Source organism: Lysinibacillus sp. NPDC059133 (assembly GCF_042755925.1).
Taxonomy (GTDB): Bacteria; Bacillota; Bacilli; order Bacillales_A; family Planococcaceae; genus Lysinibacillus.
The window spans coordinates 43312-67100 of sequence record NZ_JBHZDH010000011.1 but is presented as its reverse complement, the minus strand read 5'-3'; the positions used below and the strand labels follow the sequence as shown (position 1 = coordinate 67100).

Annotated in this window: 20 protein-coding genes and 1 other annotated feature; of the genes, 11 read left to right on the top strand and 9 right to left on the bottom strand. The window is 37.3% G+C overall.

All coding sequences use genetic code 11. The features are described 5' to 3' along the window. Nucleotides 1-767, top strand: a 767-nt coding sequence (locus ACFXN8_RS08485) for an alpha-glucosidase C-terminal domain-containing protein (RefSeq protein ID WP_386844291.1), incomplete at its 5' end; no start/stop codon positions are given. Between the two features lie 96 nt (nucleotides 768-863). On the opposite strand, the gene ACFXN8_RS08480 is transcribed toward ACFXN8_RS08485, so the two are convergent. Both ACFXN8_RS08480 and ACFXN8_RS08475 read right to left on the bottom strand, forming a co-directional pair. After that, on the bottom strand, nucleotides 864-1721 hold the full coding sequence (locus ACFXN8_RS08480) for a DegV family protein (RefSeq protein WP_386844358.1): 858 nt from the start codon (nucleotides 1719-1721) through the stop codon (nucleotides 864-866). A 284-nt stretch (nucleotides 1722-2005) separates the two neighbouring features. Next, the gene (locus tag ACFXN8_RS08475) at nucleotides 2006-2815 is read right to left on the bottom strand and encodes a Cof-type HAD-IIB family hydrolase (protein WP_376071361.1); all 810 of its coding nucleotides are present in this window, start codon (nucleotides 2813-2815) and stop codon (nucleotides 2006-2008) included. Between the two features lie 121 nt (nucleotides 2816-2936). Here ACFXN8_RS08475 and ACFXN8_RS08470 point away from each other — a divergent pair, with 121 nt between their 5' ends. Next, on the top strand, nucleotides 2937-3701 hold the full coding sequence (locus ACFXN8_RS08470; RefSeq protein ID WP_376071363.1) for a prolyl oligopeptidase family serine peptidase: 765 nt from the start codon (nucleotides 2937-2939) through the stop codon (nucleotides 3699-3701). A gap of 53 nt (nucleotides 3702-3754) precedes the next feature. Continuing rightward, nucleotides 3755-4063, top strand: coding sequence for a metal-sulfur cluster assembly factor (locus ACFXN8_RS08465; protein WP_370076718.1), 309 nt, complete (start codon nucleotides 3755-3757; stop codon nucleotides 4061-4063). Nucleotides 4064-4723: 660 nt separating this feature from the next. Here the strand turns inward: ACFXN8_RS08465 and ACFXN8_RS08460 are convergent. Further along, nucleotides 4724-5410: a Crp/Fnr family transcriptional regulator gene (locus ACFXN8_RS08460; RefSeq protein ID WP_376071370.1), complete on the bottom strand. Its 687-nt coding sequence runs from the start codon at nucleotides 5408-5410 to the stop codon at nucleotides 4724-4726. Between the two features lie 269 nt (nucleotides 5411-5679). Here ACFXN8_RS08460 and ACFXN8_RS08455 point away from each other — a divergent pair, with 269 nt between their 5' ends. After that, on the top strand, nucleotides 5680-7806 hold the full coding sequence (locus tag ACFXN8_RS08455; RefSeq protein WP_386844287.1) for an ATP-dependent Clp protease ATP-binding subunit: 2127 nt from the start codon (nucleotides 5680-5682) through the stop codon (nucleotides 7804-7806). A gap of 49 nt (nucleotides 7807-7855) precedes the next feature. On the opposite strand, the gene ACFXN8_RS08450 is transcribed toward ACFXN8_RS08455, so the two are convergent. After that, entirely contained in the window at nucleotides 7856-8050 is a 195-nt protein-coding gene (locus ACFXN8_RS08450) for a YjzD family protein (protein WP_376071375.1), read from the bottom strand. Between the two features lie 1215 nt (nucleotides 8051-9265). Between ACFXN8_RS08450 and ACFXN8_RS08445 the strand changes: the two genes are divergently transcribed. Together ACFXN8_RS08445 and fabF are read left to right on the top strand one after the other, a co-directional pair. Next, nucleotides 9266-10204 (top strand): beta-ketoacyl-ACP synthase III, encoded by a 939-nt coding sequence (locus ACFXN8_RS08445; protein WP_376071378.1) that lies wholly within the window; start codon nucleotides 9266-9268, stop codon nucleotides 10202-10204. 30 nt (nucleotides 10205-10234) lie between these two features. After that, nucleotides 10235-11476 carry a beta-ketoacyl-ACP synthase II gene (gene fabF, locus ACFXN8_RS08440; RefSeq protein ID WP_386844284.1) on the top strand — a complete coding sequence of 414 codons (1242 nt, stop codon included), beginning with the start codon at nucleotides 10235-10237 and terminating at the stop codon, nucleotides 11474-11476. 923 nt (nucleotides 11477-12399) lie between these two features. On the opposite strand, the gene trpS is transcribed toward fabF, so the two are convergent. Continuing rightward, nucleotides 12400-13389 (bottom strand): tryptophan--tRNA ligase, encoded by a 990-nt coding sequence (gene trpS, locus ACFXN8_RS08435; protein WP_386844282.1) that lies wholly within the window; start codon nucleotides 13387-13389, stop codon nucleotides 12400-12402. Between the two features lie 66 nt (nucleotides 13390-13455). Further along, nucleotides 13456-13687, bottom strand: a binding site (T-box leader). A 766-nt stretch (nucleotides 13688-14453) separates the two neighbouring features. Between trpS and spxA the strand changes: the two genes are divergently transcribed. From spxA to pepF, 4 genes are all read left to right on the top strand, one after another. Then, nucleotides 14454-14849, top strand: a complete 396-nt coding sequence (gene spxA / locus ACFXN8_RS08430; RefSeq protein ID WP_024362527.1) for a transcriptional regulator SpxA — start codon at nucleotides 14454-14456, stop codon at nucleotides 14847-14849. 436 nt (nucleotides 14850-15285) lie between these two features. After that, nucleotides 15286-15954, top strand: coding sequence for an adaptor protein MecA (gene mecA, locus ACFXN8_RS08425; protein ID WP_376071391.1), 669 nt, complete (start codon nucleotides 15286-15288; stop codon nucleotides 15952-15954). A gap of 165 nt (nucleotides 15955-16119) precedes the next feature. Further along, on the top strand, nucleotides 16120-17241 hold the full coding sequence (locus ACFXN8_RS08420) for a competence protein CoiA (protein WP_386844280.1): 1122 nt from the start codon (nucleotides 16120-16122) through the stop codon (nucleotides 17239-17241). A gap of 48 nt (nucleotides 17242-17289) precedes the next feature. Then, nucleotides 17290-19101 (top strand): oligoendopeptidase F, encoded by a 1812-nt coding sequence (gene pepF, locus ACFXN8_RS08415; protein WP_386844278.1) that lies wholly within the window; start codon nucleotides 17290-17292, stop codon nucleotides 19099-19101. Nucleotides 19102-19654: 553 nt separating this feature from the next. Here the strand turns inward: pepF and ACFXN8_RS08410 are convergent. The 4 genes from ACFXN8_RS08410 to ACFXN8_RS08395 all read right to left on the bottom strand — a co-directional run bounded on the left by ACFXN8_RS08410 (nucleotide 19655) and on the right by ACFXN8_RS08395 (nucleotide 22467). Further along, nucleotides 19655-20464 (bottom strand): DsbA family protein, encoded by an 810-nt coding sequence (locus ACFXN8_RS08410; RefSeq protein ID WP_386844276.1) that lies wholly within the window; start codon nucleotides 20462-20464, stop codon nucleotides 19655-19657. After that, complete coding sequence (locus ACFXN8_RS08405; protein ID WP_376071399.1) at nucleotides 20457-20864, bottom strand: globin domain-containing protein; 408 nt, start codon at nucleotides 20862-20864, stop codon at nucleotides 20457-20459. Before ACFXN8_RS08405 ends, ACFXN8_RS08410 begins: the two co-directional genes overlap by 8 nt. 195 nt (nucleotides 20865-21059) lie before the next feature. Continuing rightward, complete coding sequence (locus ACFXN8_RS08400; RefSeq protein ID WP_376071402.1) at nucleotides 21060-21848, bottom strand: lytic transglycosylase domain-containing protein; 789 nt, start codon at nucleotides 21846-21848, stop codon at nucleotides 21060-21062. Nucleotides 21849-21882: 34 nt separating this feature from the next. Then, nucleotides 21883-22467 (bottom strand): CYTH domain-containing protein, encoded by a 585-nt coding sequence (locus ACFXN8_RS08395; protein WP_376071405.1) that lies wholly within the window; start codon nucleotides 22465-22467, stop codon nucleotides 21883-21885. A 931-nt stretch (nucleotides 22468-23398) separates the two neighbouring features. On the opposite strand from ACFXN8_RS08395, the gene ACFXN8_RS08390 reads away from it, so the two are divergent. Beyond that, on the top strand, nucleotides 23399-23782 hold the full coding sequence (locus tag ACFXN8_RS08390; protein WP_386844273.1) for a UPF0738 family protein: 384 nt from the start codon (nucleotides 23399-23401) through the stop codon (nucleotides 23780-23782). Nucleotides 23783-23789: the final 7 nt, after the last annotated feature.

Sequence of the window (23789 nt, the reverse complement as noted above, 5' to 3'; positions counted from 1 at the left end):
AAAGTAATGCAAACTTTGATGCAAGCTTTTCTAAAGCTTCAGCTGATATTTACCGTAATATCTTTAAAAATGTTGATATGGATTCTACTAAGTTGATGGAACCTTTTACAGGTAAGAAACCAACTCAGATTATGATTGATTCGCTAGAAACGCGTCGTTTTACATTTGATTCTGCAGCAGAAAATATGTTCCCACCAACGCGTTTGAAAATGGCGCTGGGTGCTTTATTTATGATGCCAGGAATTCCAGTTGTACAATATGGTTCGGAAATTGCGATGAACGGGGAAACAAAGCCGGATACGCACCAAGCATTTAATTTTAAAACAGATACAGAATTAATCGACTATATTAAAAATGTCCAATCTTTACGTAATCAATCTGAGACATTACGTAATGGTGATTTTGAAGTTCTCACAAATGAAAATGGCCTACTTGTATTTACACGTACGTCCGATAAAGAGAAATGGGTCATCATGGTTAACAATACAAGTAAAACACAACGCGTTGATTTAACACCTGCTCAGATTGGTGAAGGTAAAATGCTAAATGGTATTTTAAATGAAGAAAAAGTTCGTATTAATGGAAAAGACGTTTATCCGGTTATTTTAAATCGCGAAATGGTAGAGATTTATCAAGTTAGAAATGATGAAGGTTTAAATGTACCTTATATGGTAGCACTAGGATTTGTATGGCTATTATTCATAGGATTTGTAGTTGTTATTATTAGACGAGGTAAAGTACGACGTAAGGAACAAGATGCTCAATAATAAAGGGTGCTTCATCCCTTATTGATTTTACAGGCAGTTAATACAAGATAAAATGATAAATCCCCTCAACACTTTTCAGTGCGGAGGGGATTTTTGTTAAGCTTGATAGCTTTTATTCGTAAAGAAGATGGCGATTGTACCGGGTCCTACGTGTGAACCGATAGCTGAACCAATCATTGTTACTTGAATGGCTTTTGGTGAAAATCTTTCTTGGATAGAAGCCTTTACGTCGTTGGCAAAGTCTACATCGTCACTATGGCTAATACCAACGATTTTCTCAGAAAAATTATCACCACGCTCTTGCATTAAATCTAACATGCGAGCGATGGCTTTTTTGCGTCCGCGAGATTTTTCAATCGGCACAAGTTTACCGTCCTCTACATTTAAAATAGGTTTAATGCTTAGGAGCCCCCCAAGAAATGCGCTTGCCTTTGATACACGACCACCTTTAGCGAGGTAATCTAAATCCTCTACCGTAAATAAATGTTCTATTTGTGGGGCGAGGGCTTTAATTTTTGCTTCGATTTCTTCAAATGAAGTACCTGTATTTCGGAGGCGAACGGCTTCTTCGACTAATAAGCCGAAACCTAGCGAAGCACATTTAGAATCGATAATAGCTAATTTAAGGGATGGATATTGCTCCTGTACTTGATTGCGAATCATGAGCGCAGTATTATAGGTGCCTGATAATTCCGATGAAAAGGCAATATAGATTCCTTCTTCATCATTTTTTGCTAGATTTTCGAAGTGCTTGAGAAATAGCTCTGGTGATACTTGGGATGTTTTTGGGCGAGCACCTTGACGAATAGCATCGTAAATTTCTTTGGAATCAATCGTAATGACATCATCATATTCATTATTGTTCAATTGCACTCGAAGTGGAAGAAGTTCAATATTGTTTTCTTCGTAGTAGGACTTTGGTAAATCACATCCACTATCAGTAAAAATTTTCATCATTTGTCCCCCTAATTTAACATTCTTTTAACTCTATATGAGAAGTTTTCAAATACCTATACTACATAACAGGTGAACAAGTGTCGAGTGTTCACTTTCCACTCTATATTTCTCGAAATTACTTCCAAGTAAAATGTTATATAGATATATTATCATATCGAGTTTCAGTATAATTGCAACCCAGGAATAGTAATGTATAACTTTATTCATGAAGTACCCATTGAAGGGCAAAGGATACTCCTAAATAAAGTTCATGGGATATTCATTTTGAACTTACTACTTAACTAGGTTAATTTCAAGCGTTCGATGAGTATTTTAGCGATGCCATCGTCATTATTGGTTGTAGTAATTTCGTTGGCAATATTTTTTAAAGAAGGAATACCATTGCCCATTGCTACACCGATGCCTGCATAATCGATCATTTCTAAATCGTTATCTTCATCACCGAATGCAATAATGCGCTCGCGTGGGATACCCAAATCTTTTGCTACATGAGCGATTCCTACTGCTTTATTTAAACCATGGCGAACAATCTCAATAATGTGAAGTGGCGCACCCCAACGACGATGTTCAATGACCTCTGCATGAACAGCCTGTAAATGATCACGAATAATCATCGAATTTACATCATTCGCTTGAATCAGTAAACTAGTTGGGTTATCAAGTAAATGGGTATAGAGATCCCCAAGAGTGATTTTTGGATTCCCCATATTAAAAATATTTAAAATCCGTTCATCCTCAGTATGCACATAAATATCGTCCTTAACTTCCGCAATAATATTTTCATATTCATAGCTATTAATGGAATCGACGACATCATGCACTACGCCTAAATCAATAGGAGTATGCATAGTTTGCCAAGCAGCATTTTTTGGATGGTGGACGTAAGCACCATTAAAATTCACGATGGGCGTTGTAAGGCCAAGCTCGTGATAGTAAATATCACTCGCACGATAAGGACGACCTGTAGCAATCATAACTTGATGGCCTTGTTCCTTTGCCTGCAATAATGTTTTTTTAGTTTTTGCTGAAATTTGTTGATGGTCCGTTAATAACGTACCATCTAAGTCCAAAACGATTAAATGCGGTTTCATAGCTTATTGCCCCTTTCCTATAATTTGAATAGTATCTCTTTGTAAACCATTCGTCAAAATTTTGTCACAGTGAGAAAAGTTTGCTAACATAAAGATGAGACAAAAATTGGGAGTGACAAAGATGATTGTTGAGAAAGAATTGTGGGGAAATATTCCTTTATTACATATACATACGGAAAATATGAATGAAGAAACCCCGGTAGTGATTTTTTTACATGGTTTCATGAGTGCAAAAGAACATAACTTACATTATGCATATCAATTAGTAGGAAGAGGGGTGCGTGTCCTATTACCAGATGCAAAATTACATGGCGACCGTAGTGAAGGCCTGTCTGAGATGCAAATGAGCTTACATTTTTGGGATATTGTTTTAAATTCTATTCATGAAGTTGAACAATTATATAATGAATTAAAGAATAAAAAATTATTAGTGAACGATAAGATTGGCATTGCTGGTACATCGATGGGTGGAATTGTAACATCAGGCTGTTTAAAGCGTTATGATTGGATCAAAACAGCAGCGGTATGTATGGGTGCACCAAGTTTTATTAAATTAGCGGAGTATCAATTACAGCAATTTGCTAAAAACGGTGTGAATCTACCAATGTCTGAAGAAGAAGTAAAACAAACGAATGAGCTTCTAGCTAAATATGATGTCAGCCTAACACCAGACAAATTTGCAGGACGACCTGTACTATTTTGGCATGGGGAGTTAGATAAAACTGTACCTTTCAATGAAACGTATAATTTTTATTTAACTTTACGCAAATATTATGAAACAAATCCAGAAAACTTAAAATTTTTAGCTAATAAGAAAGCGGGTCATGCTGTGTCACGTGACGGTATGTTAGCAGCAACTGAATGGCTTGCACAGCATTTGGCATAATAAGATGCATCTGCTATGATTAAGTTAACACTGTGACGGAAGGAGAAATACAGATGGATCAAGATATGAAAGACAGCATGTTCGGTGCATTAGAAAATGTAATTGACCCTGAGCTTGGTATTGATATCGTCAACTTAGGTTTAGTATATGATGTAGAGTTAGATGAAGAAGGTGTAGCAACCGTTACAATGACGCTAACGTCTATGGGCTGCCCAATGGGACCTGTTATTGTTGATCAAGTGAATACAGCTTTAGGTGAGCTTCCAGAGGTAAAAAGTACAAATGTCAATATTGTATGGAATCCACCTTGGTCAAAAGATAGAATGTCACGCTATGCCAAAATGGCATTAGGTGTACGCTAAGTCCACTAAAGCACGATAAAAAATCCCCGCTTGCAACAGTAAGCGGGGATTTTTTCTGTTTTTGAAATACAAAATAGTTAAAGTAATCTTTGTGACTGTGGCGTGCTTTAAATGAGGAAGATTTCTGTTCCAAGCTACTCATCATAAAACAACAGAAGAAACTTATAATAATGACGCTATTGTACATCTGGTGTTGCTGACGCTTTACTATCTGAAATACAACAATTGTTGCTGTCGCTTCGCTTTCGCACAGACAAAACATTGTTGCTAAAGTTTTTTGTTGTATCACTATGAATTTTAGTAACATGCAAGAAGATACACGCTATGTGAAGTGGTTGATTGGAGTGGAGGCTGGGCGACTCCTCGGGGATCAGCAATAGAGGAACGAAGGCTAAAAGCATCACGTCCTGTGATAACGCCTTCGTGACCAACATCGTGTTGGCCCGAGACCCTGCAGCGCAGCGAAGCGGCTCATCGGACGCCCCCAGGAAGCTTTGCTCTGTGCGAAAGCGTAGTGCTAACGTAGCGGCAGCAACAAAGCGCCCAGCCGGAACGGAAATCAACCCCTTGCTTTGCAGAAGAGTCTTACTTTATTTATTTACATAATAGAACACAAAATCCCCGCTTATAACTCATAAGCGGGGATTTTGCATGTTGCTATTAATCAATACGACATATTTGTAACGGACAATTCTCACAGGCGATTTCATCCTTTAAAAATTGTAGATCGTGAATGGTTATATAACCTTTTTCGAAAGATATAATATTGTGCTTCTTTAAGTCATTCAGCATGCGATTAATCATCTCTCGACTCGTCGCACATAAATTAGCGATCTCTGTATTTGTTAACGGGAAGTCAATATATATAGTGTCATTTTCTAAAGGCTTCCCATAAGTATTCGAAAGGCGGATAAGCGTTGAAAATAAAGCGCCCTTTTTCCCATTTAAAATCAAATCACGCAAACGACTTTGATGCTTTAAATTTTCTGTTTGCAACCACTTCATATATTCCACCATTAAAATAGGTTGTTCCACTAGTAAAAGTTCCAATGATTCACGGCTTAGAACATATAAGCTGGAGGGCTCTAATACTTTAGCGGTCATCGAATTATACGTAAGGTTACAAAATAATGAGCCTTCTCCAATGATACTATCTGGACCACAAATACGAATGGTTAATTCCTTCCCATTCTCCGTTTCCTGACTAATCGAGATAGTTCCTGTTTTTATATAATAAATTTCTTTCGCACGTTCGCCCTCTAAAAAGATTTTACTATCCTTATTTACTTTAATAAAAACACCGTGCTTTTGAAAAAGATCGTGAAATTTCTTTTGTATATTATCCATAATAGTCATATCTTCAACACATCTCTTTCTTTTTTCATAAAAATTGTTTAATTATTACAAAATAAGGTGAGTAATTTACTAAATATAAGAAATATACTTTTATTATAACGTAATTTTCCAGTTATAAGTGAAGAAATTTTAGGGCTAATTCTTTGCTATGGTTTGTCGAGTGTTGTAAAATAAAGTTAGTCAAAAAAGGTCAAACATTTTTTATGAAATAGAATGGCAAACGGGATTCCGCTTAACATTATTGAAAAGGAGTGCTAAATATGCAATTTCAACAAACAAATGACAAAAAACCATTAGAGCAATTTGGACGTAATTTAATTGAAGAAGTAAAAAATGGTAAAATGGACCCGGTTATCGGCCGTGATGAAGAAATTCGTAATGTCATTCGCATTTTAACACGCAAAACGAAAAATAACCCTGTCTTAATAGGTGAGCCGGGGGTTGGTAAAACTGCTATTGTAGAAGGATTAGCCCAACGTATAGTAAAGGGCGATGTTCCTGAAGGGTTAAAGGATTGCATACTGTATGAGTTGGATATGAGTGCCTTAATAGCAGGTGCTAGTTATCGTGGTCAATTTGAAGAGCGCTTAAAAGGTGTATTAAAAGAAGTAAAAGAATCAGAGGGGCGCATTATTTTATTTATCGATGAAATCCATACAATTGTTGGCGCAGGTAAAATGGATGGTGCAATGGACACGGGAAATATGCTAAAGCCAATGCTTGCACGAGGTGAGTTACATTGTATCGGGGCTACAACATTAGATGAATACCGTATGTATATTGAAAAAGATCCTGCTTTAGAGCGCCGTTTCCAGCAGGTGCTTGTACGAGAGCCATCTATTGAAGATACAGTTTCCATTTTACGAGGCTTGAAAGAGCGTTTTGAGTTACATCATGCAGTACGTATTCATGACCGTGCAATCGTAGCGGCAGCGGAGCTTTCTAATCGCTATATTACAGAGCGTTTCCTGCCAGATAAGGCCATCGATTTAATCGATGAAGCATGTGCGATGATTCGAACAGAAATTGATTCCATGCCACAGGAATTGGATGCAGTAACGCGCCGTATTATGCAGCTCGAAATTGAGGAGCAAGCGTTGCGTAAGGAAAAAGACGAGGCAAGTAAAAAGCGTCTAGAGCAACTCAGCGAGGAATTAACAAAGCTTAAAGAATCCTCTGAGGGCATGCGTAAACAATGGGAAACCGAAAAAGAAGCGTTACATGGCATTCAGAAAAAACGTGAAAAACTTGATAAATACCGCCGTGACTTAGATGAAGCAGAAAGTAAATATGATTTAAATAAAGCAGCCGAACTACGTCATGGGAAAATTCCTACACTTGAAAAGGACATTCAAGAGATGGAAAAACAATTAGAGAATGGTACGGAATCACGTATTTTACGTGAAGAGGTAACAGCTGATGAAATCGCATCAATCGTTTCACGTTGGACAGGAATACCAGTGACGAAATTAGTAGAAGGTGAGCGTGAAAAATTATTGCGCTTAAAAGATACATTGCATGAGCGTGTAATCGGACAAGATAATGCTGTACAGCTTGTTACAGAAGCGGTATGGCGTGCTCGTGCAGGTATCAAAGACCCACATCGACCAATTGGTAGTTTTTTATTCCTAGGGCCAACAGGTGTTGGTAAAACAGAGCTTGCGAAGGCACTAGCGGCACAGTTGTTTGATTCTGAGGATCATTTTATTCGCATTGATATGAGTGAATATATGGAGAAACATAGCGTATCACGTCTTGTAGGGGCACCTCCAGGCTATGTTGGCTATGAGGAAGGTGGGCAATTAACAGAAGCTGTTCGCCGAAATCCGTATTCAGTTGTATTATTAGATGAAATTGAAAAGGCCCATCCTGATGTCGCGAATATTTTACTACAAATTTTAGATGATGGGCGCATTACTGATAGCCAAGGGCGTATGGTCAACTTTACGAACACGGTGGTCATTTTAACTTCTAATATTGGCTCAAGCTATTTAATGGAAGCAAAAGAAGACGATGCTGCTGTTGAGGATGTAGTGATGGCTGCACTGCGTCAACATTTTAAGCCAGAGCTGTTAAATCGTATGGATGATATTATTATGTTCCATGCACTATCAGATGAGCATTTTACAGCTATTGCATGGAAATATATCGAACAGCTTGTCAAACGAGTTGCAGAGCAAGACATTACTTTACAAGTAGAACAAAATGTAGTTGATTGGGTTGTAGAACAAGGAGCAGATGCTCAGTTTGGTGCAAGACCATTAAAACGCTTCGTGCAACGTTATATTGAAACGGCGGTTGCAAAAGAATTGCTTCGAGGTGAAGTATTACCAGGAGAAACATTGCACATTAGAATGCATGATGGCCAATGTGTTGTTGAAAAATAACAAAAAAAACCTGTTCCGCATTGAGCGAAACAGGTTTTTTCTAGTTGAATTAATGATTGTCTGCAGCTTCTGGAGTTGACTCGTTTGGAATAACTGCACCGATGATGAAAACAAGAATTGTAAATACAACTGATGTGACAACAGCAGTTTGGAAATCAAACGTTGTACCAAGTACAGAGCTTACTACGTAGTTTAACATTGTAACTAGTAGGAATGACCATATGAATGTTACGATATATTGCATTAATTTCACCTCAACCGAACTTTTTTATATCATAAAGTTTTACTACATATTCATTATCATATCATAACATAAATCGAAAAAAAAAGAACCTTTTCTGTGAAACATGGCGAATTTATCACGATACCATCAATTGAGAATATTTTAGATGGCAAAATATTCGATTGGTTCATATCTATTTTCGATTTCCTACTGTTTCCGGAAGTGTATCTTTTCTTAGCTTCTACATTAATGTGAAAACATGATTTTTTCATTATTGTTGGCAGGTATGATTATTATCATTGTTTTAATGATTGAAAAAGTTATAGAGAAAAAGAGTAAAGAAAAGGTTGAAGTATTGGATAAAAAATAGCATGGTTCATACACGCTCCAATATTATTTTATAGAGTAAAAGGGTTAACGTTTGGTTATCTATTATTCAAACCTAAGCTATTTCATACCGAGGTGGCTTATTTGGGTCATCTGTGCGTGGGTTATTTTAAATTTGAAACTTTTTTAAGTATCATTCGTAATATAACTAGACAATTCGAATTGATAGAACTGAAAAAAGGGAGAAATGAATTTTTGAACCATTGAATGAAACAATTACTTTTTGTGATTTACTTGATTACCATTGCGGATGCGTATTACTCAACGTTGTTTATTGAACCAAAAACACCACCGCAACACCAGACGATTAAAGCGTCAGCCATTACGTTGACACAACTACGGTAGCAAACCTAACAAAAAGAAAAGTACAACACGTCGTTTGAAACCTTCTGTGTTGCAACCCATCAAGCGATTTCTTCAGAGCGCTAAGTGTTACAAAGAAAACGTGGTCCTTAACGACCTATTAGAGAATAGATTGGACGTACGCAGATTCATGCGAGAGCCATCTCTCATCTTTTTACGATATCGACTTTTACGTTGTTGATAATATATGTTAGCAATTGTTAGGCTAAAGCTGCAGATCTATTTGCAGCTTTTTTTCATTAACCGCCATTATTAAATTTTTCAGCCTCACTTATCCCCAAAAATACGCTTTTTCCTGCATCAGCTCTAAAAGTTGTAGATGACATTTGTTAAATCTTATGCCATGTATATAAGTTGATTGGAGACCCTTGATACTACTAGTTTTAAGACGTTAAATTTAATTCATCTTGCACCTCTCCTTCATTATGAGTTATAATTATGACCAGTTACTAATAATTGATAGTAAGAAAGCAGAGGGGTTGCTAAATGAACGCTGGTATTATAGGAATTGGCAAATACGTTCCGGAGAAGGTCGTTACAAATTTTGATTTAGAAAAAATGATGGACACTTCGGATGAATGGATTCGAACACGCACGGGGATTGAAGAACGTCGTTTTGCCGCAGATGATCAGGATACGTCAGATTTAGCAGTAGCTGCTGCTAAGGAGGCTATTGCAAAAGCAGGTATTACGCCAGAGGAAATAGGATTAATCCTTGTTGCAACTGTAACACAAGATCAAAACTTTCCAAGTGTAGCATGTATGGTTCAGGAGCAAATCGGAGCAGTCAATGCAGCTGCGATGGATCAAGCTGCTGCTTGTGCAGGATTTATATATAGTTTAGTGACAGCAAAGCAATTTGTAGAATCAAATGCTTATAAATATGTCCTAGTAGTAGGTGTTGAAAAGCTGTCGAAAGTACTTGATTGGGAAGATCGCAATACTGCTGTATTATTCGGTGACGGTGCAAGTGCAGCGATTGTTGGTCCAGTATCAGAAGGTAGAGGTATTTTATCATTTGAGCTTGGAGCTGACGGTACAGGTGGTAAGAACTTGTATTTAACACAGCAAGATACAATCGCTATGAATGGCCGTGAAGTATTTAAGTTTGCCGTTCGTCAAATGGGTGAATCTGCAATAAACGTTTTAGAAAAAGCAGGTTTAACAAAAGACGACGTAGATTTTTTAGTGCCGCATCAGGCGAATATTCGAATTATGGAATCAGCTCGTGAGCGTTTAGAGCTACCACCGGAAAAAATGTCAAAAACGATTCACAAATATGGGAATACGTCTGCAGCATCTATTGGTATTTCCTTGGTAGATGAGCTTGAAGCAGGTAAGATAAAAGATGATGATTTATTAGTACTTGTTGGATTTGGCGGTGGCTTAACATGGGGCGCCGTTACAATAAGATGGGGAAAATAAAAACGAAAAATGCTTGAGGGGAGTAAGACAATGAGTAAACGACGAGTAGTAATTACAGGAATTGGCGCAGTTACACCACTAGGAAATAGCATCGAAGAAACATGGACTAACATTAAAGCTGGAAAATCTGGCGTTGGCGAGTTAACACGTTTAAATAAAGATCTTTTCGCAGCGAAAATTGCTGCTGAAGTGAAAGATTTTAATATAGAAAAGTATATTGAACGTAAAGAAGCACGTAAAATGGATCGCTTTACACAGTATGCTTTAGCAGCATCCATCATGGCGATGGAAGATGCACAATTAACAATCGATGAAGAGCTAGCACCACGTGCAGGTGTCTGGATTGGCTCTGGAATCGGTGGGATGGAAACATATGAACAACAGTTTTTAACTTTCCAAGAGCGTGGAGCAAGACGTGTAAGTCCATTCTTTATTCCCATGATGATTCCGGATATGGCTTCAGGCCAAGTGTCGATTCACTTTGGGGCAAAGGGCATTAACTCTTGTTCAGTAACGGCTTGTGCTTCAGGAACAAACTCCATTGGGGATGCTTTTAAAGTAATTGAACGTGGCGATGCAGATGTTATGATTTCTGGTGGTGCTGAGTCGCCAATCGTTACGATGGCAGTAGCGGGCTTCTGTGCAAATACTGCTTTATCTTTAAATACAGATCCAGAAACAGCTTGCCGTCCATTCGATAAAAATCGCGATGGTTTCATTATCGGTGAAGGTGCGGGTATTGTTATTTTGGAAGAGTATGAACATGCAAAAGCACGCGGTGCAAAAATCTACGCAGAAGTTCTTGGCTATGGTGCAACAGGAGATGCACATCATATTACAGCTCCAGCTCCAGAAGGAGAAGGTGCTTCTCGTGCAATGATGCAAGCTTTAACTGATGGCGGTGTAGAAGTTTCACAAGTGGACTATATTAACGCACATGGAACAAGTACACCATACAATGATTTATTTGAAACACAGGCAGTAAAAACTGTTTTTGGTGAACATGCCTATAAGCTTGCAATGAGTTCTACAAAATCAATGACAGGTCACTTATTAGGTGCAGCTGGTGGTGTTGAAGCTATTTTCACAGCGCTAGCACTTAAAGAAGGTATTTTACCACCGACAATTAATTTAACAGACGCAGATCCAGAATGTGATTTAGATTATGTGCCGAATGAAGCTCGACAAGCAGATATTCAATATGCTATGAGTAACTCACTTGGGTTTGGTGGACACAACGCTAGTCTACTATTCAAAAAAATCGAGGAATAATAAAGTAAAACTTTAATCAGTGGGAGGTTCTTCAACTTCCACTGATTTTTAGTATTCACCAAGGCTCTTCTGCAAAACGAGTGGTTGATTTCCGTTCCAACTGGGCGCTTTGTTGTTGCTGTCGCTACGCTTTCGCACAGATAAAACAATTGTTGCTGACGCTTCGCTTTAGCACAGATAAAACATTTGCCGCTGACGCTACGCTTTTGCGCAGAGCAGAGCTTCCTGGGGGCGTCCGATGAGCCGCTGCAGGGTCTCGGGCCAACAGATGTTTTTTGCGCGAAAGCGTAGTGCTAACGTAGCGGCAGCAGCACCGATGTTGGTCACGAAGGGGTTATCACAGGACGTGATGGTTTTAGCCTTCGTTCCTCTATCGCTAATCCCCAAGGAGTCGCCCAGTCTCCACTCCAATCAACCGCTCTGCAGCAAAACGTCTTTATATGCGGAAAAATAGTGGCAGTAACAACAGATGTACAGTCGCTTCACTGCTATAAGTCTATTCTGTTCGATTAGTCTTTCAATAACATAAAAAAACGTCAGCCCAATTTACGTGGCTGACGTCTTTTTTTATAGTTTTATGAATAGATGATAATTAAGAAGAAATAGAAAGGATGCCCTTATCTTGTTCCGACTCTTTTTATTTTTAATGAGCTATGGCTTTTTGATTCTCTCCGTAGGGAATCTCATCTTGTATTTGAATTATCGGACACTCGGATATTCCTGGATAGTGGTTTTTAAGTTCATGGCACATACATCAGCGTTTTATATGGCTATTGGATCAGCCATTGTGTTATGCGCTGTTGTATTCGATCTTGGTTATGATAAAACTTTAAATGAAAAAGAATAAGATGTAACTCTTAAATTACTCTCTTTTTGGCCAAGCTCTTACAATCATCTCTTCGTTATAACAAAAAGCTTTCTTTTTAGCGACGTGCACGACCAAGGCCCATTGCTTCTTCCATGCGTTTTAATGTAGCACTAGCAATAGCATTTGCCTTTTCAGCACCTTCATCTAAAATGATGTCTAATTCTGATGATTCTACCAAGTTATAGAATCTCTCTTGAATTGATGTCAGGTGATCAATAACCGTTGCTGCAACACCTTGTTTGAAACCACCATAGCCAACGCCTTCGTATTTTTTCACAAGATCGTCAATAGATACGCTTGAAATGGCAGATTCGATTGTTAGTAAATTTGAAACACCAGGTTTATTTTCCACATCAAATGCCACAATACCATCAGAATCAGTAACAGCAGACTTAATTTTTTTCTCAATATCTTTCGCTGAATCTAAAAGCTTGATGGTCGCTTTTGTATTTGGATCAGATTTACTCATTTTCTTTGTAGGTTCTTGTAGTGATTTGATACGAGCTCCTGCTTTAGGTAATTGAATTTCAGGAATCGTTAAAACATCATCATAACGTTTGTTAAAGCGCTCTGCAAGATCACGAGTAAGCTCAATATGCTGCTTCTGATCATCACCGACAGGAACAATGTTTGTGTTATACAAAAGGATGTCTGCTGCCATCAATGGTGGATATGTTAAAAGAGCGGCAGATACGCTTTCCTTACCGTGAGACTTATCTTTAAATTGTGTCATACGTTCAAGCTCACCAATCGATGCAACACATTGTAACATCCAGCCTGCCTGTGCATGAGCTGGCACTTCTGATTGAATAAATAATGTAGATTTTTTAGGGTCGATGCCAGTAGCAATATACGTAGCTGCTAGGTTGCGAATATTTTGACGTAATTCTTTTGGATCTTGTGCCACTGTTATTGCATGCTGATCGACGATACAATAAACAGCATCTCCTTCATCTTGTAATGCAGGGAATTGCTTAAATGCACCTAAATAGTTCCCTAAAGTTACAATACCCGTTGGCTGTACGCCTGAAAAAATAGTTGTCATTGTCATTTCCTCCTTGAATTTCGTCCCAAAATAAAAAAACATCATGCGTCCTCATTAGTTTTCTAATGAAGGGACGAATGATGTTTGAATCCGCGGTACCACCCAGCTTGCCTAAAAAGGCCACTTTACTTCGTAACGTGAAGGGACGAGCTTTGCTAATAGACTTAAGTAAAAACTAAGTCGTTCACAAAGCTAACTCGGAAGTCCATTCCAAATGCTTACACGATCTGTTTGCAGCAACCACAGACTCTCTAAACGTGTAAAAGGCAAATGTACTACTCTTCGTCAGCGTTTTTTAGCTCAATAACTGTCTTCCATCTGTATAGATGAGGTGAATTCACCAAAGACAAAATTGATTTATTGCAAAAAATTATATTATAAAGGCACGGTGAAAAGCAAGTGTGTAAAGTCAGACTTTTGGCGGTGTTCTTTTTCGGAAAAAAATTATATGCTACTTTTGCTGCTTTTTTATTTTCGTGCAGCAACAAATGTTTTCTGTGCGAAAGCGAAAAGCATTGTAGCGATATCGTAAATTATATTAGGGTGTGGCTTATCACCAAAAGTTCCGGATGACATTTGTTAAAACAGATTCCATATACATAAGTTGATTGGCGTGGAGGCTGGGCGACTCCCTGGGGCTCATCGAACGCCCCCGGGAAAGCACCCAGCCGGAACGAAAATCAACCACACGTTATGGTAACGATCTATTTATTTGGAAATGCAACCGATATTAGTAAATAAACGTCTATATTGTACACACAGAATTGACAATATTCTCGTTTAAATTTTTTAAATGAGAACAAAAATAATCAAGCAGTGGATGTTTAAAATGCTCAGCGATTGGGAATATTATTAGTAGTTCATTAGACACCCAGGAGTAACAACTTTGAAGTTTATGTGAAAAGACAGAAAAATTCGTGTGAAATGGTTATTCTTTTTTTATTGGAACTATATTCAAACATCTCAGAGTACTGTATAATGGTATGTAGATTTACATTACATTAATTCTAATTTAATACAATAGTTTATAGATAATGATTAAAAGGAAAGGATGTGTCAGTATGATAGTAACTTTATTTACATCACCAAGTTGTACGTCTTGCCGAAAAGCTAAAGCATGGTTAGAGGAGCATGAAATCCCATATACAGAACGTAATATATTTTCTGAACCATTAAGCATTAGTGAAATTAAAGAAATTTTGCGTATGACAGAGGATGGTACGGATGAAATTATTTCAACTCGATCAAAGATTTTCCAAAAATTGAATGTTGATGTTGAAAGCTTGCCATTACAACGTTTATATGAATTAATTCAAGAGTATCCAGGCTTATTACGTCGTCCCATTATTTTAGATGAGAAACGTTTACAGGTCGGCTACAACGAGGATGAAATTCGCCGTTTCCTACCACGTAAAGTTCGTGCTTATCAACTGCAAGAAGCACAGCGTATGGTGAACTAATATTGCCGTATTCATCATAGAATAAGTATTAGATGTTACATATGCAATCAGCATATTGTGACATCTATTTTTTTGTGTTTTACTTATGAAAAACCTTCTATATAAAGTATAATAAATAATAGGGGAAAGTCATATATATTCGGTAAAGTATGTTAAACTTGATTTAAGCTTAATAGTTTACTACAATTTCAATAATTCAAATATCTTCTGTGAAAACGGTGTATATCCTTTTCATTTTATGACAGAACAGCATACAATATAATTAGAGACAACTGTGGACATTAATTTTTGATTTCGGTTGCTCGATGGGTTTACTGTAGTGTGGTCAAAGGTTGAAAAACAAAAATGAAGTATGAGGTTAAAAACAATGAATAATAGCATACTAATGAAACAAAACTGTTTTTCGACAAATGACAGTGAAGGGAGATGAGGTCTAGTGGACATCGAACGTGTAAACGAAAATACACTCAAGCTCTTTATTACGTACAATGATATAGAGGATCGCGGCTATAGTCGTGAAGAAATTTGGTACAATCGAGCAAAGGGTGAACAACTTTTTTGGGATATGATTGATGAAGTAAACACAGAGGATTATTTTGATGTGGAAGGTCCGATTTGGATTCATATCAATGCGTCTGAAGTAGGCTTAGAGATCATTGTCACACGTGCACATATTTTAAAAGACGGTGAAACCTTAGATGGTTCTTCGCAATTTGGTGAACACAAAGATATGTTTGCTCCATTCGAGGACGTTGGAGAGGATCTTCTCAGTCAACTAACTCAATTTGGTGACATTGATGAGTCAGAATTATTTATGGATACAGACATTTATGTTTATAAATTTAAAGATATTGATGAGTTAATCCCTGTAGCTAAACGCATAACAGATGAATTAGTGGATTCCTCATTATTTAAATATGAAGATTGGTACTATTTGGTAGTTGACTTCGTGAACGCAGATGAAGAACTAAATCATCACGATCGAAATGCGGTTATCAAAGAATTTTTAATACCATCGAATTTCACAATCCATCGCTTAGAGGAATATGGCGAAAAAATTATGGAATTTGATTGCTTTGAAACAGTACGAAAATATTTTATTTAAAGCAATGAGTACTTGATTCAGTGTCTTAGACTGTAGACAAACTTGATGATTATCAAGTTTGTTTACAGTCTTTTTATATCAATTATTAAATTTCAAGAAAAAGCCGTTCTTTATTTGTCGCTATAAAAAGGCTCCTTTACTATTAGTCAAAAAGGAGATGATTTTATGCTTATGGCCTATAACGAGCAGCAGCAGATTTTTCTCCCATACCAATATTCAAGGGAAGCTTTACAACGATATAGACGGCAAATGAAATTTTATTGTCCCCAATGCCAGCAGCCTGTCCAATTAAAGATAGGTCAATATAATATCCCTCATTTCGCTCATATTGCTACTAATAGCTGTGTACAGTTATTTGCAGAGGGTGAATCAAAACTTCATTTGCAAGGAAAAGTCCAATTATTTGAATGGCTGAGAAAACTCGGGCATACAGTAAAGCTGGAGCCTTATTTACAGAAGCTTTCACAGCGGCCAGATATGCTTCTGATCAAGGAGCAAAAGCAAATTGCCATTGAATTTCAATGTAGTACAATTTCTCATGAAAAGTGGCTATTGCGTACATCTGGCTATGAGAAAAATGCTATACAGCCATTGTGGCTTTTTCAAACACCTCAAAGACAAACTACACAAGGTATTCAAAAAATTTCTATTTCTCCAATTATGCAAAAGGTGATAAATGCTACAACACTAGGCTTGTCTTATTTAGTGACCTATGATGCAAACACATCGAGATTTATTTATTGGACGAATCTTCTTCATGTTCATGGGTATACTTTTATAGGTAAAGTACAAGAATTAACTATTCACAAGCAACGTTTCCCTTTTTATGAGCCTAAGTCAATTACGAAAGAGGAATTTCATCTTTATTGGCAGCTTTATAAAAAGCATTGTAAGCAATTCGTATACCAACGACTATTCCATAGTAAAAATGGGGTACAAGATTCATTTTTACGAAGTAGTTATGAGTTGGACTTTGCTTTAACGGAGATGCCTGATTACGTAGGCGTTCCGGTAAAAGGTGAAGAGGCGATACCGATGTTTTCTATAGAGTGGCAAACGATTTTACATCATTTTTGTCGTCGTTTACAATTAGAAACTCATGAACTAGACGAGGGAAATATTCGATCGTTTTTAATCCAACAAAATGTAGAGGTTACAACGCAAGCAGTACAAGCTATTAAAAATTACGGAATGGTGCTGGCGAAAAGTTATGAAGAAGATGATTGTTTTACGGATATTTGTGAGCAAGTGTACGCACATTTATTTGCAATTGCCGCAATATACTGAGAAAATATGAGAGTATAGGAAAAACTCACATATAAAGGGGGCTGGCACATGGCTAGTAATCAAGTTTTAGTAAGAAATGAAGTTCCAGAAGAGTTAACTTGGCGCTTGGAGGATATATTTGCAACTGATACCCTATGGGAAGAAGAGTATAAAGAAGTTGCAGAACTTGCAAAAAAAGCGCCTAGCTATGCAGGTACTGTAAAAAATGGAGCAGATGCATTAGTAGCAGTTCTAACTTATCACGATGAAATTTATGAACGTACAATGAAGCTTTACACGTATGCTCATATGCGTAATGACCAAGATACGACAAATAGCTTCTACCAAGATATGAATAGTCGTATTCAAACATTAGCGACTAGTATTTCAGCTGCCCTATCATTTTTAACACCTGAGATTTTATCATTGAGTGAAGAAACGATAGAACGGTACTTAGCAGAAAACAAAGACTTACAATTGTATACGCAATCTTTAAAAGAAATAACGATGGCACGTCCGCACGTATTACCAGCAGAGCAGGAAGCATTACTTGCACAAATGTCTGAGGTTACAGGCACTGCTTCAAATACATTTAGTATGTTAAACAACGCTGATATTGTCTTCCCGAAAGTGAAGAATGAAGAAGGGGAAGAAGTACAGCTAACGCACGGTAACTATATTAAGTTTTTAGAAAGTAAAGATCGCACAGTTCGTGAAAATGCTTTTAAAGCAATGTACGAAACTTACGGTAACTTTAAAAATACGTTTTCCGCTACGTTAACGGGCAATGTGAAAAAGCATAATGTTAGTGCACGTATTCGTAATTATGATTCTGCACGTCACGCAGCAATGTCTAACAACTTCATTCCAGAAAGTGTTTATGATCAATTAGTAGAAACAATCCATAAGCATTTACCAGCTATGCAGCGCTATATTTCGTTACGTAAGAAGCTTTTAGGTGTAAATGAACTGCATATGTGGGATTTATTTGCTCCACTCGTTAAGGAAGTTGATATGAAAATCACTTACGATGACGCGAAGGATATTTTAGTAAAAGCTTTAGCGCCACTAGGTGAGGAATATCAAGGCATCGTTCAAGGTGGTCTTGATCATCGTTGGGTGGATGTCTTAGAAAACAAAGGGAAACGCAGTGGTGCGTACTCTTCAGGCGCCTTTGGAACAAATCCATATATTTTAATGAACTGGCAAGACAATGTTAATAATCTATTTACACTAGCTCATGAATTTGGCCATAGTGTACACAGTTATTATTCACGTAAAAATCAGCCGTTTGTTTATGGTGATTATTCTATTTTTGTAGCTGAAGTAGCTTCAACATGTAATGAAGAGCTGTTAAATGATTATTTACTGAAAACAATTGAAGATCCACAACAAAAAATTTATTTATTAAATCATTGGCTAGACGGCTTCAGAAGTACTGTTTTCAGACAAACAATGTTTGCTGAATTTGAACACCTAATCCACCAAATGGATAAGAATGGTGAATCTTTAACAGCAGAGCGTTTAACAGAGGTTTACTATAATTTAAATAAACAATACTTCGGCGAGGATATTGTTGTAGATGAGGAAATCGGCTTAGAATGGGCTCGTATTCCACACTTCTACTATAATTACTATGTGTATCAATATGCTACAGGTAAATCAGCTGCAACCGCATTAAGTAAACAGATTTTAGAAGAGGGTACACCAGCTGTAGAACGTTATATTAATAACTTCTTAAAAGCAGGTTGCTCTGATTTCCCAATTGAGGTATTAAAGGCAGCAGGCGTTGATATGAACGTTGCAAAACCGATTGATGATGCATGTAAAGTATTTGAAGAACGTTTAAATGAGTTAGAAAAATTATTGTTGAATAATTAATTTGGAAGGCAGTAGGAATTTCCCTACTGCCTTTTTTCTATGATTAATTAAATAATAAAAATTTAAAGAATAATGTTTTTTTTTGATTTCTAAATGTTTAAAAGTGCGTATCTTGAAAAAATACTGTTTGTAATCGCTTTCTATTTGACAAATTTGTGAATCTATCATCGGACTTGTTGCTATATTTACTATTCCATGATAAATTAATTCATGTGAAATAAATCACAAAAACAAACATACACCCCTTTGTTTGAACGTGAACATTTCTCCCATCCCCTTTGTGAAAAAGAGGCGTCACTATCTGTCGAGGATAGTGGCGCTTCTTTTATTTTTGCTATAAATCTCGATCAAACAGCGATGTATTCCGATAAAACTCAAAAATGTTCCGATAAATCGCGGAAACGTTCCGATAAATCGCGGAAACGTTCCGATAAATCACTAGAACATTCCGATAAATAAATAAAGTTGACATAATAGTTTTTCAACAACAAGAACAGGGACACAACATTAAACGTGTTGTGTCCCTGTTCTCTAGAATAATAGTATAATTGCATTATTTAATACGCCACAGTGTAGCGTGATCTGTCTGAATCCGTTCAATCTTTTGCTGTAGCATACGCTTCTTTAATTCACGTTCAGCATTTTGTTCTGTTGATGAGTAGATGAAAGCTACTTCATTTGTTGAAAGGGTATGAAATTTTGCAAATAACTCTTCCATTGTTGGTAATGGTTGACGCACAATCTGCTCATCCATCATCTCTTGTAAAATATGTTCATAAACTTCATAGGAATAGTTACCACTAACTTTAAGACCCTCATCTTCAATACATTCATTGAAAAATACAATGCTAGGCACTTCATCGACTTCCATTTCACGTTTAATATACAAGTCGCATTGGAAGGCACGTGCTGCTTCCTTTGAACCAAAGTCTGCGGAAAATTCATTCATGTCTAATTGAACATCTTCCGCAATTTTTAACAGCGTAGCATAGGAATTGACATCTTGTTGGTTTAGTAATACATATTCTTGTAGTTTCGACAAATAGCGTGCTCCTGCACGTTTGCCCTGTAACTCTGCTGCTTTAATAGCGATAGATGGTAAAACAGGGTGATTAATGTCGAGTTCAATACCTGATACACAACCCTTTACACGCTTACTTAAACAATTCAAAGAGGCTAGCTCTGTGCTTAGTACAAAGCGCCATGTAAAGTAATGATTGTACTCTAGTTGTAACTTACGAAGAACGGCTTGCATATTATAAGCTTCTGGACAAAGTGGATCTACGAAAATATACAATTCAATAGGCTTATTAGCAGTAGAAATCTCAGGAGTTGGCTCTTGTAACATTTGAATATTATTCACGTAACAATTCCCCCTCATCGTCATTTGGTGTATTAATCATGTGATGAGCTGTTAATACTAAACGTTGATAATAAATTTCACGGAACTTACCTTCCATCCCAACTTCATCCATCGCTTCGGACATACATTCAAGCCAAGCTTGAGCACGATCAGGTGTAATCTGAAAATTCATATGACGTGCACGCATCATTGGATGACCATGCTCCTCAGTAAAAAGATTTGGTCCACCTAAATACTGTGTTTGAAATTGAATTTGCTTGCGGGCTGTCTCTGTTAAATCTTTCGGAAAGATTGGAATAAGATCAGGATGCTGAGCAACTCTTCTATAGAACGCATGGATTAGCTCTGAAAGCTTTTCAGCCCCCAGCTCCTCATAAGGAACAGTGTATTTTCGACTCATAAGTTAAATGCCCCTTTAATTCTTTATATCGTAAAGTATATTTTTATACTTAGTCATCTTTAAAAATGTGAATTTCTTGTGACTACCTTCATTCTATCAACGTCTTTTCGTTAACACAAACAAAGAGCTCTTTCGAAATGTTTTTCGCTATAAAAGCACAAATTTCACCACGCGGGTGAAATTTGCTGAAAGAAGTTAAACTGTGTAGTAATTCATCACTTTTTTAACATAATTCTGTGTTTCTTTGAAAGGAGGAACGCCACCATACTTTGTAACGCGTGAAGCTCCTGCGTTATAAGCAGCTAATGCTAATGTAGGATCATTATCAAATTTATCTAGCATTTGGCGTAAATATTTGGCTCCTGCCATAATATTTTGCTCTGGATCAAAGGAGTTTGTAACGCCTAAATATTGCGCTGTTTTCGGCATTAATTGCATTAATCCTTGTGCTCCAGCATGACTAACCACGTTTGAATTAAAATTAGACTCTTGCTTAATCACGGCAGCGATGAGCTTCTCAGGCACATTATATGTAGCTGCTGCCTTTTGAATAATCGAAGCGTACTGATTAGCACCTGCTAATGAATTGGCATAGGCAGTTGAACCAATTACATTATCCGAAACATAGGAATCGAGTTTTGTACTAGATTGTGTGTTTGCTAATGCTGCTTGTACAGATGAAGGTATAAAGACGCTATTAGAACCATTATAAAGTAATGATTGATACACATTCTTCTGCATGTTTTCAGATAACCCATTTAAACTACTAAACTGATTCATCAATGACGAAGCGCTTGAAACACCTCCGAGCAAACTAGATAATTTTGCATTGTTAGAAGTAGTTGAGTCGCCGAGCATTTCGCTAATCATGTCTGAAAACAGAGAATTGCTATCGGTAAGATTGTTCGACGATGAATTTTCTGAAGATCCTAGTGTTTGTAATGCTTGAATGTCAAGTAAAGTTCTGAGTGATTGGATATCCAAGGAGCTGTCACCCTTTCTTGTTATACTAGTTAAGCTATTTATTCATTTGTAATGCTTTCATAAAACGTGCAATTTTTTTATCTGTGGCTCGTTTTTCAATACCATATTGCTGTAGAAATTCGTCGAAGATTGCATTTCCTTTTATTGCATCTTTTGATTCATATTCTACCTCATAATCATCGCACTGCAAATAGAAAGAATGATCGAATACTAGAAGGCCATCCTTATAAGGGATTTCGACACGATCAGTTGTCAGTGAACCGAATATCTCCAATTCTTCCAAAGGAATGTTAAAGAGAGCTAGTCTTTTTGCTACTTCTTGGGCATAGAAACCTTCACCAACAAGCATTTTCTTAGCTTGCTCAGCAGTTATTTCGTCAGTCGTCTCTAAATGTGCATGCTCTGCATTTTTTTCTTTTAAAGTACATTCAAAATATTTGTCGATTTGTCTAATACGAAGCCCACTTTGGAGTTTCCGAATAGCTTGAGAAGGTGTGTCGAAATAATGATTTGTTTGACGATGAATAGCATTTTCGGAAATGTTGAATTCTTGCAATAAATGTTCGTATTGTTGTTTTGTTAAAAGATTTTTAAACTCTATTTCAAGTTGTTGTGCCATTATTCTCACCTTTTTATTTTCATTTTTTATGGGTGTTGATTAGGGGAAAGGTTCATCAGCATAGCGTGTGGTTGATTTCCGTTCCAGCTGGGCGCTTTCCTGGGGGCGTCCGATGAGCCGCTTCGCTGCGCTGCAGGGTCTCGGGCCAACACGATGTTGGTCACGAAGTCGTTATCACAGGATGTGATGGTTTTAGCCTTCGTTCCTCTATTGCTGATCCCCAAGGAGTCGCCCAGCTTCCACTCCAATCAACTAATATGCATGGCATACATTTTGACGAAATATCATTCCTAATTTCCGATTATGGACAAAAATTTATTAGAAATCATTTGTATGGCGTATCATCATAACTTGGTGTTGATTTCCTTTCCGACTGGGCGCTTTCCAGGGCGTCCGATGAGCCGCTTCACTCGCGTTGCTCGCTGCAGGGTCTCGGGCCAACAGGATGTTGGTCACGAAGGCGTAATCACAGGACGTGATGCTTTTAGCCTTCGTTCCTCTATTGCTGATCCTCAAGGAGTCGCCCAGCTGGAACGAAGATCAACTAATATGCATGGCATACATTTTGACGAAATGTCATCCCTAATTTCCGATGAAGGACAAATGTTTTCTGTGCGAAAGCAAAGCGTCAGCAACAAATGTTTTCTGTGCGAAAGCAAAGCGTCAGCAACAAATGTTTTCTGTGCGAAAGCAAAGCGTCAGCAACAGCATGATGTTGGTCACTAAGGCGTTATCATAGAAAGTGATGGTTTTAGCCTTCGTTCCTCTATTACTGATCCCCCAAGGAGTCGCCCAGTCGGAACGGAAATCAACCATACACTATGATAAAAAGTTTCGTTCGTTATTTCATTGATTTAGTATTTACACACTGCAACTAATTACCCTCTATGCTAAAATAAGAAGAAGAGTAAGACGAAAAGGGGAACCGCATGTGCGTAAAATTTATACAATAGAAACATTGAATTTTGAAAACGAACAACTTCATTTTAGTTTAAACGACAATGAAGTAAATTTACAGTTAAAACCTGCTGCACAATTAATTGCAGATTCTGATGACTTTGCGTTTATTTATTTACTTGATGCAGGAGAGGATTATCATTACTTGCGTTTTCCGTCGAGTAGTTGGGAGCAGCTTGTACATATTTTACAAAAAAAGAAAAATCCAAAGCTACAACTAGGTGAAGAAGTTATTGAGCTTACAAATTTTTACGATGAATTGGAAATGCTCGTGTATAATATTGAAGGAAATTACAATTATGGGGCGGAATTTGTCCAAGCGGTGGAACAACACTTCGAGACAATTCTTGCTGAATAAAAAGACA

Coding starts and splice junctions, on each gene's coding strand:
- trpS (WP_386844282.1), bottom strand. CDS start 13,389: ATGACAACTATTTTTTCAGGCGTACAGCCAACGGGTATTGTAACTTTA.
- ACFXN8_RS08465 (WP_370076718.1), top strand. CDS start 3,755: ATGGATCAAGATATGAAAGACAGCATGTTCGGTGCATTAGAAAATGTA.
- ACFXN8_RS08395 (WP_376071405.1), bottom strand. CDS start 22,467: ATGGCACAACAACTTGAAATAGAGTTTAAAAATCTTTTAACAAAACAA.
- ACFXN8_RS08445 (WP_376071378.1), top strand. CDS start 9,266: ATGAACGCTGGTATTATAGGAATTGGCAAATACGTTCCGGAGAAGGTC.
- fabF (WP_386844284.1), top strand. CDS start 10,235: ATGAGTAAACGACGAGTAGTAATTACAGGAATTGGCGCAGTTACACCA.
- ACFXN8_RS08475 (WP_376071361.1), bottom strand. CDS start 2,815: ATGAAACCGCATTTAATCGTTTTGGACTTAGATGGTACGTTATTAACG.
- ACFXN8_RS08470 (WP_376071363.1), top strand. CDS start 2,937: ATGATTGTTGAGAAAGAATTGTGGGGAAATATTCCTTTATTACATATA.
- ACFXN8_RS08480 (WP_386844358.1), bottom strand. CDS start 1,721: ATGAAAATTTTTACTGATAGTGGATGTGATTTACCAAAGTCCTACTAC.
- ACFXN8_RS08450 (WP_376071375.1), bottom strand. CDS start 8,050: ATGCAATATATCGTAACATTCATATGGTCATTCCTACTAGTTACAATG.
- ACFXN8_RS08405 (WP_376071399.1), bottom strand. CDS start 20,864: ATGAGTCGAAAATACACTGTTCCTTATGAGGAGCTGGGGGCTGAAAAG.
- pepF (WP_386844278.1), top strand. CDS start 17,290: ATGGCTAGTAATCAAGTTTTAGTAAGAAATGAAGTTCCAGAAGAGTTA.
- ACFXN8_RS08455 (WP_386844287.1), top strand. CDS start 5,680: ATGCAATTTCAACAAACAAATGACAAAAAACCATTAGAGCAATTTGGA.
- ACFXN8_RS08460 (WP_376071370.1), bottom strand. CDS start 5,410: ATGGATAATATACAAAAGAAATTTCACGATCTTTTTCAAAAGCACGGT.
- ACFXN8_RS08420 (WP_386844280.1), top strand. CDS start 16,120: ATGCTTATGGCCTATAACGAGCAGCAGCAGATTTTTCTCCCATACCAA.